The sequence below is a fragment of the Salipiger thiooxidans genome (assembly GCF_900102075.1).
GTDB classification, from domain to species: domain Bacteria; phylum Pseudomonadota; class Alphaproteobacteria; order Rhodobacterales; family Rhodobacteraceae; genus Salipiger; species Salipiger thiooxidans.
This window is the reverse complement of record NZ_FNAV01000001.1, coordinates 287,611-301,117: the sequence shown is the minus strand read 5'-3', so window position 1 is coordinate 301,117 and position 13,507 is coordinate 287,611. Positions and strand designations below refer to the sequence as shown.

The window sequence follows — 13,507 nt, the reverse complement described above, 5'->3', positions numbered from 1 at the left end:
GGGGGGGAGGTCAGCGACGCGCCGTGGCGGCCTTGCCGAGCAGGGTCAGGCACAGGTCGGTGGCTTTTGCCATGTCCTGCACCGAGATCCATTCCAGCGGACCGTGGATGTTCTGCATGCCGGTGAAGAGGTTCGGCGTCGGCACCCCCATCTCGGTCAGGCGCGAGCCGTCGGTGCCGCCGCGGATCGGGACGGAGACCGGCTCGAGACCCAGATCGCGGCAGGCGTCGCGGGCGAGGTCCACCGGCGTCATGTCCTCTTCGAGCCAGTAGCGCATGTTGCGGTACTGCGGGCGGATCTCGCAGGTGATCGTGGCGCGCGGCTCGGTGGCCTGCACCGCGGCACAGACCTGCCGCAGCATCTCGCCCTTGGCCGCGAGGCCCTCGCGTTCGAAGTCGCGGATGATGAACTTGATCTTCATCTCGGACGAGCCACCGGTCATTTCGGTTGCGTGCACGAAGCCCTCGAGCCCGTCGGTCACCTCGGGCGTCATGGTCGCCTGCGGCAGGATCTCGACGATGCGCGAGGCGAGGTGGATGGCGTTGACCATCTTGCCCTTGGCAAAGCCCGGGTGGATCGAAACGCCGGTGATCCGCACCTCGGCACCATCGGCCGAGAAGGTCTCGTACTCGATCTCGCCGACGCGGCCGCCGTCGAAGGTGTAGGCGAAATCCGCGCCGAGATCGGCGGGCAGCTTCGGATCGACGCCGCGGCCGATCTCCTCGTCGGGGGTGAAGGCGATGCGCACCGGCCCGTGCGGGATCCCGGGGTTGGCGAGCAGGTGGCGCGCCGCCGTCATGATGATCGCGACCCCGGCCTTGTCGTCGGCGCCGAGCAGCGTGGTGCCCGAGGCGGTGACGATGTCATGGCCGCGCTTCTCGGCGAGATAGGGGTATTCCTCGGGCGACAGCACCAGCGCGGGGTCGTCGGGGTAGGTGATCTCGCCGCCGTTGTAGCCCTTCACGACCCTCGGCTTCACGCCCGTGGCGTTGAACTGCGGCGCGGTGTCGACATGGGCGAGCAGGCCGACGGTCGGCCCTTCGGTGGTGCCGGGGATGGTGGCGAGCACGGCGCCGTACTCGGTGACCTGCACGTCCTTGGCGCCGATCTCGCCAAGCTCCTGCTCCAGCAGGCGCAGCATGCCGAACTGGATCTCGGTGCTGGGCGAGCTGGGCGAATCCGCGTCGCTCTGGCTGTCGATGGCGGCGTAGCGGACGAGGCGGTCCTCGAGTTCCTGATCGAATGTGTGTGTCATGGGTCCTGCCTTTCGCCGCCGAGAAGGGCGGCGCTCGTGGGGGAAGTCAAGCGGATGGGAAACGACCTGGGGTCACGGCCTCGCGACCGCACCGCGCCGCAGCCAGAGCAGCGCGGCGAAGCTGAACGCGACAGACAGCGCCGCGAAGCCCACGCTGACGGGCTTCAGGGGCAGGGCCGCGCTCAGCAGGCCCACGCCGATCACCGGCACCGAGATGGCGAGGTAGCAGACGACGAAATAGAGCGCGATGACCCCGCCCCGCCGGTGCGCCGGAGCGGCCTGTCCAAGAGCGCCGAGCCCGCTGCGGAAGACGAAGCCGTGGCCCATGCCGGTGATCAGCGTGCCCAGCGTCAGCAGCGCCAGCCACTCGCCCTGGAAGGCCACCGCGACTGTGCCGACGCCGACGATGAGCATGGCGCAGGACTGGCCGAGCTGGCCGCGGGCGGGCAGGTGCGTTGCCAGGGCCTGTCCCAGCGTCGAGCAGATGAAGAAGAACCCGGTGAGCACGCCGATGAGCGCGGGGCTGTGCAGGCCCATGACCTTCGACAGGAAGCCCGGCACCACCGCCGAGTAGAACCCCGCCACCATGAACGCCGCCAGCGCCAGAAGGGCGGCGGGGATGAAGGCCGGCACCACCTCGCGCGGGAGGGCGGGGCGCTGCGGCGACAGGTCCGGGCGGGCGACCCGAGCGACGGATTCCGGCACGGTCACGAGCAGCAGGCCCGCGATGCAAAGCAGGGCGACGTGGATGAGGTAGGGCGTCACCATCGGTGCCGCCGCGCCGTTCGCCACCACGCCCGCGAGCATCGGCCCCAGCCCGAGCCCGCCCATGTTCGCCGCGGTGGCGGTCAGCACGCCGAGCTTCTCGCGCCCCAGCGGCACGAGGTCCATGATCATCGCCGTGGCGGTGCTGGCGAAGATCCCGGCCGATAGCCCGGACAGGAGCCGCGCCAGCAGGATCGGGCCGAGCCCGTGCGAGACGGCAAAGAGCAGGCTGCTGGCCAGCGCGAAGGCGAGGCCCGCGAAGAGCGGCGGCTTGCGCCCGATCTGGTCGGACCACGTGCCGGTGATCAGCAGCGCCGCCACCACGCCGCCCGCATAGATCGCGTAGATCACCGTCACCCAGAGCTGCGACAGTCCGTAGGCCTGCATGTAGAAGGCGTAGATCGGCGTGGGCATGGTGGTGCCCATCATGGTGACGAGGAAGGCGAAGGCGGCGGTGGCAAAGGGCAGCGCGCCGCGGACGCTTTCGGTCGTCTGCTCGGTCGTGGTCATGCAGGTCTTCCTGTCTTGAACGTGCGAAGGCAGCTCGGGGGCTGCGTCCGGCCCGCGGAGGTCTTCATGCGCGTCCGGACGGGGCCCGCCGCGGGGCGAGATGGCCGCGGCTCGGGCCGGAACGCTGTCGCGGGCGGCGGCGGGCGCGCCCCCGGGATCGGGCGGACGGTAGCGGCGGGCGCGGGGACATGCACGCCGGAACGGGCGGTTCGGGACGCGAAAACACCGGCGGTGCCGCTTTGTCGGGCGCTCCGCCGGTGGGGCTGCGTCTCAGGTCCGGCGAATGGTCAGGCGCCGAGCCCCAGCCGCTTCATCCGGCGGTAGAGCGTCGCGCGCCCGATCCCGAGCGCCCGCGCTGCCTGGCTGGCGTTGCCGTCGGCACGGGCCAGCGCCCGCACCAGCGCCGCCCGCTCGGCCCGTTCGAAGCCGCCCGGGCCATCGTCGCGGCCGAAGAGATCGGCGGCGGGCAGCGGTTTCAGCGCGCCCCTGGCCTCGAGCCCGAAGGCCTTGCGGGCGGCGCGGGTCGCGCCGACCACAAGGTCGTCGGCGTCGATGGCGAGCAGGGCCGAGGCCTCCATGTCGTCGCTGCCGCCGACCACGATGCGGGCGCCGGGAAAGCTGGCGCGGAAGAAATCGGCCTCGATGGCGCGGGCGGTCTGCGAGACGGTTGCGGCGATCAGCCGGTTCAGCCCCTCGGTCTGGTCGGTGCGGGCGGACGAGACGTCGAGCGCCGCGGCGACGCCGCCGTCGGGACCGAAGATCGGCGCGTCGATGCAGCTCATGCCGATGTTGCGGGCAAGGAAGTGGTCGCCGCGGTGGATCGTCACCCGGCGCCGGTCGGCAAGGCAGGTGCCGATGCCGTTGGTGCCCTCGGCGGCCTCGCTCCAGTCGGCACCGGGCACGAGGCCCCAGTCGCCGAAGGCCGCCGCATCCGCGTCGTTGCGGCGCTGGTCGAGCACGATGCCGTGCTCATCCGTCAGCAGCACGCCGCAGCCCGAACCGCCGACCAGCCCGAAGAGCTGGTCGAGCTTCGGCACGGCGATGGCGAGCAGCGCGCCCAGCCGGTCGCGCCCGTGCCGCAGCGCGGTGCCGTCCAGTCGTGCGCCGGCGCTGCGCTGCGCCGGGTCCAGCCCGTAGTGCTCCAGCGAGCGCCGCCACGAGGCGGCGAGGGAGGACCGCGCGGCGGCGGCGTCGCTGGAGGCCGTGCGCATGACCTTGTCGATGTGGTGGGCGGCGGGTGTCATCGGCGCTCTCCTCGATATGGGTCGATGTGGGGTCACGGACCGGGTGCCGCCATCCGGGCAAGGGTGCCTTTGGTCCTGATCCGGACACCCTACAACCGTGCGGACGCCGGCGACTATGCGACCAATGGACGAGGCGGGCGCCCTGCAGGCCGGTGGCTGCGCAAGCGCTTGGCATTGCGGCGGCCCTGACGCGCCCTCGGCGCGCGAGTTCGGTGTCCCGGACTTTACAAGTCCATGGCTTCCGGGCTCAAGTGACGGCAAGAGCCCCAATTTCTCACTGTGCGGACATCATTCATGGCGATCACGGCAAGCATCCATCACCTGACCCATTACAAGTATGATCGTCCGGTCACGCTTGGGCCCCAGCTGATCCGGCTGCGCCCGGCGCCGCATTCGCGGACCCGGGTGATCTCACACTCGCTCAAGGTGTCGCCCGAGGGGCACTTCGTGAATCACCAGCAGGACCCCTACGGCAACTGGCTGGCGCGCTACGTGTTCCCCGAGCCGGTGACGGAGTTCAAGATCGAGGTCGATCTCGTCGCCGACATGACGGTCTACAACCCCTTCGACTTCTTCGTGGACGAAGAGGGGCAGGAGTGGCCGTTCGAGTATCCCGAGGAATTCCGCGACGACCTGCTGATCTACCGCGAGCCCGAGCCGATGGGCCCGCATCTTGCCGCCTACATGGAAGGCATCCCGCGCGAGACGACCGGCACCGTCGATTTCCTCGTCGACATCAACATGAAGCTCCAGAAGCACATCGACTACATCGTGCGGATGGAGCCCGGCGTGCAGACCCCCGAAGAGACTCTGCAGCACAAGCGCGGCTCGTGCCGGGACACCTCGTGGCTGCTGGTGCAGATCCTGCGCAATCTCGGTTTCGCGGCGCGGTTCTGCTCGGGCTACCTGATTCAGCTCAAGCCCGACCTGCAGGCGCTCGACGGGCCCTCGGGCACCGATCACGACTTCACCGACCTGCACGCCTGGTGCGAGGTCTTCCTGCCCGGTGCCGGCTGGATCGGGCTCGACCCGACGTCTGGCCTGCTGACCGGCGAGAGCCATATCCCGCTGGCTGCCACGCCGCATTACCGCACCGCCGCCCCGATTACCGGCGGCTTCTCGGCGGCGGGCAACCCGCACGTGTCTTTCGACTTCGACATGACGGTGACACGCACCGCCGAGCATCCGCGCATCACCAAGCCGTTCTCGGACGAGGCGTGGGAGGCGCTCGACGCGCTCGGCCACAAGGTTGACGCGACCATCGCCGAGCAGGACATGCGGCTCACCATGGGCGGTGAGCCCACCTTCGTCTCGATCGACGATTTCGAGAGCGCCGAGTGGAACACCGCCGCCGTGGGTCCGACCAAGCGCAGCCGGGCCGACACGCTGATCCGGCGCTTGCGCGACCGCTTCGCGCCGGGCGGTTTTCTGCATTACGGACAGGGCAAGTGGTACCCGGGCGAGACCCTGCCGCGGTGGACCTTCTCGCTCTACTGGCGCCGCGACGGGCTGCCGATCTGGAAGAACTCGGACCTCGTGGCGAAGGAGGGCGCGCATGGCGCCGATGCCGAGCAGGCCGACCGCTTCCTGTCGACCTTCGCCGAGAACCTCGGGCTCGGCGCGGATTACGTGCACCCGACTTTCGAGGATCCGGTCGACTGGATCCTCAAGGAGGCGGACCTGCCGTCGAACGTCACCCCCGAGGACAACAAGCTCAAGGACCCCGAGGCCCGCGCCCGCATCGCACGGGTGTTCTCGCGCGGGCTGGATACCGCGGCGGGCTTCGTGCTGCCGCTCCAGCGCATGTGGCAGAGCAAGCATACGCCCTCGATGCGCTGGCGCTCCGAGCACTGGAAGACCCGGCGCGGTCATCTGTTTCTGATCCCCGGCGACAGCCCGGTGGGCTTCCGCCTGCCGTTGGGCTCGCTGCCCTACATCCCGCCCTCGGCCTATCCCTATGTCTACCCGACGGATCCCTCGGTCCCGGTGCAGGCGCTGCCCGACTTCCACGCCGACCGCGCCGAGAAGCGCCGGCTGCTGATGGACGAGCTTGAGAAGATCGCCCGCGAAGAGGCGCAGATCGCCCGCGAACAGGCCGAGATGCTGCCCGAGGTCACGCCGGGCCATGCCCAGCCGGTGAGCGAGGCGCGCGACGCCGGGCACCGACAGAAGGTCATGGAGCAGGGCGTCGATCCGGCGGGCGGTCAGGTCCGCACCGCCATCGCCATCGAGCCGCGCGACGGGCGGCTCTGCCTCTTCATGCCGCCGGTCGAGGATCTCGAGGACTATCTCGAGCTGCTCGCCACCGCCGAGGAAACCGCCGAAGAGCTCGGCCTGCCGATCCACATCGAGGGCTACACGCCGCCGCACGACAGCCGCATGAACGTGATCCGCGTGGCGCCCGATCCGGGCGTGATCGAGGTGAACGTGCACCCGGCCCACAGCTGGGAGGACTGCAAGTCGATCACTGCGGCGGTCTACGAGGAGGCCCGGCAGAGCCGCCTCGGCACCGACAAGTTCATGATCGACGGCAAGCACACCGGCACCGGCGGCGGCAACCACGTGGTGGTGGGCGGGGCAACGACGCTCGACAGCCCGTTCCTGCGGCGCCCCGACCTGATGCGCTCGCTGATCCTCTACTGGCTGCGGCACCCGTCGCTCAGCTACCTGTTCTCGGGGCTCTTCATCGGCCCGACCTCGCAGGCGCCGCGCATCGACGAGGCCCGGCACGACAGCCTCTACGAGCTCGAGATCGCGCTCTCGCATTTCCCGGCGCCGGGGCAGGGCGAGCCGCCGCAGCCGTGGCTCACCGACCGGCTGCTGCGCAACATGCTGATCGACGTCACCGGCAACACCCACCGGGCGGAGATCTGCATCGACAAGCTGTTCTCGCCCGACGGTCCCACCGGGCGGCTCGGTCTGGTCGAGTTCCGCGGCTTCGAGATGCCGCCCGACGCCAAGATGAGCCTTGCCCAGCAGGTGCTGATCCGGGCGCTGCTGGCGCGGTTCTGGAAGTCGCCGGTGCAGGGCCGCCCGGTGCGCTGGGGCACCACGCTGCACGACCGCTTCATGCTGCCCTACTTCGTGTGGGAGGACTTCCTCGAGGTGCTGCGCGACCTGCGCAGCCATGGCTTCGACTTCCGCAGCGACTGGTACGAGGCGCAGAAGGAGTTCCGCTTCCCCTTCGCGGGCGAGGTCGACTACGAGGGTGTGCATCTTCAGCTCAACCAGGCGCTCGAGCCCTGGCATGTGCTGGGCGAGCGCGGCGCCATCGGCGGCACCGTGCGCTATACCGACAGCTCGGTCGAGCGCATGCAGGTGCAGCTGACCGCCATGGACCCCGAGCGCTACATCGTCACCTGCAACCGCCGACCGGTGCCGCTGACCGCGACCAACGCCAGCGGTGTCTCGGTGGGTGGGGTGCGTTTCAAGGCGTGGCAGCCGGCCGAGGCGCTGCACCCGACGCTGCCGGTGAACGCGCCGCTTGTGTTCGACATCTTCGACACCTGGACCGGGCGGGCGCTCGGCGGCTGCACCTATCACGTGGCGCATCCGGGCGGGCGCAACTACGACACCTTCCCGGTCAACACCAACGAGGCCGATGCGCGCCGTCTTGCGCGATTCGAGAAGATGGGTCATACGCCGGGGTCTTACTGGCCCCTTCCCGAGCAGCCGCATCCCGAGTTTCCGATGACGCTGGATCTGCGGAGGATGACCGGGCTTTGATGTCGTGTTCCTGATGTCGGAGAGAGTGTGGACGACAAGGCGAAGACCATCGCGCCCGATGCGCTGACGCGGTTTCTCGCCGGCTACGCCCCGCTCGAGGGCGTGGCCGACGAACTGAAGCGTCCCGACGGGTCCCTGCGGCCCGTGTGGGCGCCGCTGATGCGCTACCTTGCCGGGCAGAGCACCGAGAAGCTCGCCCGCGCCTTCGCCCGCGGCGACCAGTACCTGCACGACACCGGGGTCTACTTCCGGCAATACTCCGGCGACGATTCCACCGTGCGCGACTGGCCGCTGAGCCACCTGCCGGTGATCATCGACCGCTCCGAATGGGATGGCCTTGCCGAGGGCATCGTGCAGCGCGCCGAGCTGCTCGAGCGCGTCATGGCCGACCTCTATGGCCGCGGCGACCTCGTGCGCGACGGCTTCCTGCCGGCGGACCTGATCGCGCAGAACCCGGAATGGCTGCGCCCGATGGTGGGCATGCGGCCGCGCTCGGGCAACTTCCTGCATTTCCTCGCCTTCGAGATCGGCCGCTCGCCCGATGGCACGTGGTTCGTTCTGGGCGACCGCACGCAGGCGCCCTCGGGGGCCGGTTTCGCGCTGGAAAACCGCATGGCCACGAGCCGGGTGTTCCACGACGTCTTCCCCAGGAGCAATGTCGAGCGGCTCGCCGGCTTCTTCCGCGGCTTCCGCGACGCGATGAACGGCATGCGCGGGGACCACGGCGGACGGGTCGCGATCCTGACCCCGGGCCAGCACACCGACACCTATTACGAGCACGCCTACATCGCCCGCTACCTCGGCTTCCTGCTGCTGGAATGCGAGGACCTGACGGTGCGCGACGGACGTCTCACCGTGCGCACGATCAACGGGCCCGAGCCGGTCTCGGTGCTCTGGCGGCGCCTCGACTCGCGCTTCGCCGATCCGCTGGAGCTTGACGAGACCTCGGCGCTGGGCACCCCCGGCATGGTCTCGGCGCTGCGCTCCGGGGCGGTCGACATGGTCAACTGCCTTGGCTCCGGCGTGCTCGAGGCACGGGCGCTGATGGCCTTCCTGCCGCGCATCTGCCGCCACCTGATGGGCGAGCCGCTGAAGCTTCCCAACATCGCCACGTGGTGGTGCGGCCAGCCGGCCGAGCGCGCCTACGTGCTCGAGAACCTCGAGCGCATGATGATCGGCCCGGCGCTGTCGACCAAGCTGCCCTTCGACATCGACGCCACCACCGCGCTGGGCGGGCGTTTCCGCGGCACCGCGCAGGCTCCGGTCTCCGACTGGATCGGCCGCGAGGGCGCCTCGCTGGTCGGGCAGGAGGCAGTGACGCTCTCGACCACGCCCGCGATGTCGCATGGCAGGCTGACGCCGCGCCCGATGGTGGTGCGGGTCTTCGCCACCCGCACGCCCGAGGGCTGGACGGTGATGCCCGGCGGCTACGCCCGCATCGGCCAGAGCGGCGATCCCACGGCGCTTGCGATGCAGGCCGGCGGCTCGGTGGCCGACGTCTGGGTGATGGCGGACGAGCCGGTGGCGCGCGACACGCTGACCCAGACCGACACCGGTCCCTTCCTGCGGCGGATGCCGGGGCTGCTGCCCGCGCGCGCCGCCGACAACATGTTCTGGCTCGGCCGCTACGTCGAGCGCGCCGAGGGCAACGTGCGGGTGCTGCGCGCCTACCACCTGCGGCTCGAAGAGCACGGCCGCCGTGCCGTGCCGCTGGTGGATGCGCTGAGCGTGTTCCTCGAGGGCTACGGGCTCGACCCCGATGCCGCAGTGCCGCCCACGCTTCTGCACCAGTTCGACGCCGCGCTGCATTGCGCCGGCAAGGTGCGCGACCGCTTCTCCACGGATGGCTGGAACGCGCTCAACGACCTCTCGGAATCCGCCCACGAGCTCGCTACCAAGGTCCAGCAGGGCGACGACGCCGCCCGCGCCATGAGCGTGCTGCTGCGCAAGACCGCCGGCTTCGCGGGCCTCGTGCACGACAACATGTTCCGCTTCCTCGGCTGGCGCTTCCTGACCATGGGCCGGGCGCTCGAGCGCGCCGACCACATGGCGGCAGTGCTCTCGGTCTTCGCCGACCCCGAGGCCAGCGACGGCGGCTTCGACGTCTCGGTCGAGATCGGCGACAGCGTGATGACCCACCGCCGCCGCTACTCGGTCGAGAGCAACCGCAACACGGTGATCGACCTGCTGGCGCTCGACCGCGACAACCCGCGCTCGATCCTGTTCCAGCTCGACCGGCTGCGCGAAGAGGAAGAGAAGCTCGCCGAGATGGCCGGCCTCACCCAGATGGGCGAGGCGTCGCGGCGCATCCTGACGCTGCAGACCTCGCTCGCCGTCGCCACGCCCGAACTGATCTACACCCGCCGCCTGACCCGCCTGCGGCGCGAGCTCGGGGCGATCTCCGAGGCGCTGACCGCGCAGTACCTGAGCTGAGCCGCGTATGAGCCCGACATGAGCCAGACCTACGACATCAAGCTCAAGATCAGCTATGTCTACGACAGCCCGGCCGCGGCGCACCGGGCGCTGCTGCGGATGCTGCCGCGCAACCTTCCGGACCAGCAGCTGCTCTACGGTGTGGTGACCACCGATCCGGCGCCGGACTACCGGCTCGACGACCTCGACTTCTTCGGCAACCCGGTCACCGAGGTGGCGCACGAGCGGCGTCTCTCCGAGATCGACTTCCGCTTCGAGGGGCGGGTGCGGCGGCACCGGCCCGCCGGAGGGCTGGATCTGTCCTGCGGGCTCGGCGCGCTTGCCGCCGAGGTCGTGCAGATCCAGAGCATCGCCGCCGACAGCCCGCACCATTTCCTCGGCGCCTCGCCCCGGCTGCGCCACGAGCCCGAGATCGCCGCCTTTGCCCGCGACTGCATCGAGAGGGGCATGTCCACGCTGGCGGCGGCGGACGCGGTGAGTCTCGCGCTCAACGAGGCCTTCGACTTCGACCCCGAAGCCACCGAAGTCACCACCACCCCGATCGAGGCGTTCCGGGCCCGCCGCGGCGTCTGCCAGGACATCAGCCACGTGATGATCACCGCGCTGCGGTCCCTGGGGATCCCTGCGGGTTATGTCTCGGGCTTCCTGCGCACCATCCCGCCCGAAGGGCAGGCGCGGCTCGAAGGCGCGGACGCCATGCACGCCTGGGTCCGGGCCTGGGTCGGCGGCGAGGTCGGCTGGGTCGAGTTCGACCCCACCAACGCCATCCGTGCCGGCACCGACCACGTGACCGTCGCCATCGGCCGGGACTATTCCGACGTGGCACCGGCCAAGGGCTCTCTGCGTTCGGAGGGCTCGCACGAGACCACGCACCAGGTCGACGTGATCCCGGTCTGAACAGGTTTACCTTCGCTAAAGGTCTCTGACCCTAAAATGCGCCTGCGCGACGCGCTGCCGCTGACGGCGGGATCCTGTCGCGCGCTTCGCGGGCATGACGCCTGCGGGGCGGGGCCCGGTTCCGGGCAGGGCGCGGCAAGGTGGCGTGGCATGAGACGGATCGACGAGAAACTGGCCAACATCACCTCGGGCAACTACGGCCCACGTGATTTCATCATGACCTTCGGCAAGGACGCGGACCTGCTGCGCGGCTGCTCGGCGACGGGCGTCGATGCGCAGGGCAGGCCAAGGCCGCTCGCCGCCTACCGCGCCGACGTGAAGCGGGTCATCGAAAGCGATCAGGCCGACGTCGTGCTGACGTCGCTCTCCACCGCCGAGATGCTGGCCGAAAGCGGCGCCTACAGCCATTCGAGCGTGACGCCGGCGGTGCGGCTCAACGATCCGACCGACCGCTGGCGCGTTCGCGGCGGCGCCTATCCGGCCTATCCGGCGCTGCCCTTCCGCTCGTCCCGGCTCGACGCGGTGAAGCCGGTGTCGAACCTTGGGCTCTACGGGCTGACCTTCTACAACGACCCGGTGCAGGACCATGCCACGCTGCAGGCCTATTCCGACTTCCGCGACCTCGCCAACCGGGTGGGGATCCGGCATTTCCTGCAGCTCTCCGATCCGTCGTTCCGCATCGATACCGGCGATGTCGACTACGCCGCCTATCGCAACGACATCCTGATCCGCAGCCTCGCGGGGATCGCGCGACGCGAGCGACCGGTGTTCATCGAGGTCGACTACCACGGCCCCGCCTCCATGGAGGAGCTCGCGAACTGGCATCCCGCCAAGCTCGTGGTCGGCATCACCAGCTGCGCGGGCGGCACCACCCGCGATTGCCTCGAACGTCTCGCGCAGGCCGAGAAGCATGGCGCGCGGCTCGCCAGTTTTAGCCGCGAGAGCTTTGTCTGCGAGGATCCGGTGCTGATGCTCGCCGCCATGCGCCGGATCGTGCGCGAGGGCATGTCCTCGTTCGAGGCGGTCAAGGCCTACCACGACGACCTGCGGCGCGAGGGGCTGACCCCGAACCGCGCGCTGCAGGACGACGCGGAACTGACCTGCCCGCTGCTCAAGGCTCACACCGACCGCGCCGCCTGACCCGACCGGGGCAGGGGTTGCGCGGGTCTTTCCCGGCGTCTACCTCTCGCCGCGAAAGGGAGACAGGCGATGAACCGAACCGATGCAAATGCCCTGGACTGGGCCTCGGTCAGCTGGGTCGCGGCAGAGCGGACACCCGCGACGCTGCGCGCTTGGGCATTGTCGCGGGGCGGCACCGTGCTGGCCAAAGTCGAAAGTGGCGAGGGCCTTGGTGCCACCGACGACCTCGCCGCGGCGCTCGACCGTCTGCTGCCCGGCCGGCCCGCAGATGTTCCGGTGCTGGTCAGCGGTGCCGGTCAGATGCCCGCCCCCGCCGTGCCCTGCAAGCCGCCGCTTCGCGACGCGGCCCAGGCCGCTCAGGGCCTCCTGCGGCTGCCCGGCGTCGCCCAGCAGAAGCCCGTCGACCTGCTGGAAGGCGAGGAGACGCGCGTCGCGGGCTTCGTCGCGCTGAACCCCCGGTTCGACGGCGTGCTCTGCCTGCCCGGCCCGCGCCAGACCCGCTGGGTACACGTGAGCGCAGGCGAGATCGTCAGCTTCCGCAGCTTCCTCACCGGCGCGCTCTTCGCGATGCTGCGCGATCTGGAGGGGCTTGCCGGCGACTGGGACGAGGCCGCCTTCCTCGAGGCCGTCGACCACGCCATGGGCCGCCCGGCGGGGGTTGCCGGCGATCTCGCGACGGTGCTGGCCGAACTTCGCCTCGCCGGGCTCGACCCGGCTGCGGCCAGCTCGCGCGCGCTTGGCCTCTTGCTCGGGATGGAGCTTGCCGCCGCCAAGCCTTATTGGCTTGGCCAGAGCGTCGCGCTGGTGGACGAGGCCAACGCCGCCCGCCCGTGGCACGCCGCGCTCGCCGCGCAGGCGGTGCCGGTGGTGCTAGCGGACGGGACGCGGCTGGCGCTCGAGGGGCTGAAGGCCGCCTATAAGGGCACCTAGGCGCGTGGGCGCCATGGGCAATCCGCGCGAGAAGGGCTAGGCTCGGCCCGCGCGGGACACCGGAGATACCGGACAAGCAGGGGGAGGGTCGCGATGGCTCAGGACGCAGAGCTCAGGCCGGGCGAAACCACGGTCGAACTGCCGCCGGCGCAGGACGCCTGGCTGCGCTTCATCGGCCGCATTCGCACGCCGTTCCTCGAGCGCGCCGACTGTCCCCGGCAAGGCAGCCTCGACGGCCCCGAATGCCGCGTCGAGCTGATCCCGGAGCTCGAGCCCGCGCTCGACGGCATCGACCGCTCGGAGACCATCGAACTGCTCTACTGGCTCGACCGCTCGCGCCGTGACCTGCTGACCCAGAGCCCGCGCGGCAGCGGTGACCTGCGCGGCACCTTCAGCCTGCGCTCGCCCAACCGGCCCAACCCTATCGGCACCTCGGTGGTGAGGCTCGTGCGGCGCGAGGGGACGGTGCTGGTGGTGCGCGGGCTCGACTGCCTTGACGGCACGCCGCTCATCGACCTCAAGCCGGCGCGCTGCGATCATGCGAAGCGGCCGGATCCGACAGCAGGTGCCTGAAAACCGGGCAAAATCCGTGGTAATGCACGTCGCG

The 13,507-nt window shown here is 70.2% G+C and carries 9 protein-coding genes; 6 read left to right on the top strand and 3 right to left on the bottom strand.

Going from position 1 to position 13,507, the window contains the following annotated elements; genetic code table 11:
- Positions 1-10 precede the first annotated feature (10 nt).
- The 3 genes from pepT to BLQ77_RS01405 all read right to left on the bottom strand — a co-directional run bounded on the left by pepT (position 11) and on the right by BLQ77_RS01405 (position 3,774).
- A complete protein-coding gene (gene pepT, locus BLQ77_RS01415) occupies positions 11-1,255 on the bottom strand; it encodes a peptidase T (RefSeq protein ID WP_089954494.1) in 1,245 nt (414 codons plus the stop codon).
- Positions 1,256-1,327: 72 nt separating this feature from the next.
- Positions 1,328-2,530 (bottom strand): MFS transporter, encoded by a 1,203-nt coding sequence (locus tag BLQ77_RS01410; RefSeq protein WP_089954491.1) that lies wholly within the window; start codon positions 2,528-2,530, stop codon positions 1,328-1,330.
- 287 nt (positions 2,531-2,817) lie between these two features.
- The gene (locus BLQ77_RS01405) at positions 2,818-3,774 is read right to left on the bottom strand and encodes a helix-turn-helix domain-containing protein (RefSeq protein WP_207545800.1); all 957 of its coding nucleotides are present in this window, start codon (positions 3,772-3,774) and stop codon (positions 2,818-2,820) included.
- 294 nt (positions 3,775-4,068) lie between these two features.
- Here BLQ77_RS01405 and BLQ77_RS01400 point away from each other — a divergent pair, with 294 nt between their 5' ends.
- The 6 genes from BLQ77_RS01400 (at position 4,069) to tsaA (ending at position 13,473) form a co-directional block, all read left to right on the top strand.
- The gene (locus BLQ77_RS01400; protein WP_089954490.1) at positions 4,069-7,500 is read left to right on the top strand and encodes a transglutaminase family protein; all 3,432 of its coding nucleotides are present in this window, start codon (positions 4,069-4,071) and stop codon (positions 7,498-7,500) included.
- A 27-nt stretch (positions 7,501-7,527) separates the two neighbouring features.
- Positions 7,528-9,933, top strand: coding sequence for a circularly permuted type 2 ATP-grasp protein (locus BLQ77_RS01395; RefSeq protein WP_089954488.1), 2,406 nt, complete (start codon positions 7,528-7,530; stop codon positions 9,931-9,933).
- An 18-nt stretch (positions 9,934-9,951) separates the two neighbouring features.
- A complete protein-coding gene (locus BLQ77_RS01390) occupies positions 9,952-10,830 on the top strand; it encodes a transglutaminase family protein (protein ID WP_089954487.1) in 879 nt (292 codons plus the stop codon).
- A 150-nt stretch (positions 10,831-10,980) separates the two neighbouring features.
- Positions 10,981-11,970 carry a beta/alpha barrel domain-containing protein gene (locus BLQ77_RS01385; protein WP_165616999.1) on the top strand — a complete coding sequence of 330 codons (990 nt, stop codon included), beginning with the start codon at positions 10,981-10,983 and terminating at the stop codon, positions 11,968-11,970.
- Positions 11,971-12,039: 69 nt separating this feature from the next.
- Positions 12,040-12,900, top strand: a complete 861-nt coding sequence (locus tag BLQ77_RS01380; protein ID WP_089954484.1) for a 2-dehydro-3-deoxygalactonokinase — start codon at positions 12,040-12,042, stop codon at positions 12,898-12,900.
- Between the two features lie 93 nt (positions 12,901-12,993).
- The gene (tsaA, locus tag BLQ77_RS01375; protein WP_089954482.1) at positions 12,994-13,473 is read left to right on the top strand and encodes a tRNA (N6-threonylcarbamoyladenosine(37)-N6)-methyltransferase TrmO; all 480 of its coding nucleotides are present in this window, start codon (positions 12,994-12,996) and stop codon (positions 13,471-13,473) included.
- Positions 13,474-13,507: the final 34 nt, after the last annotated feature.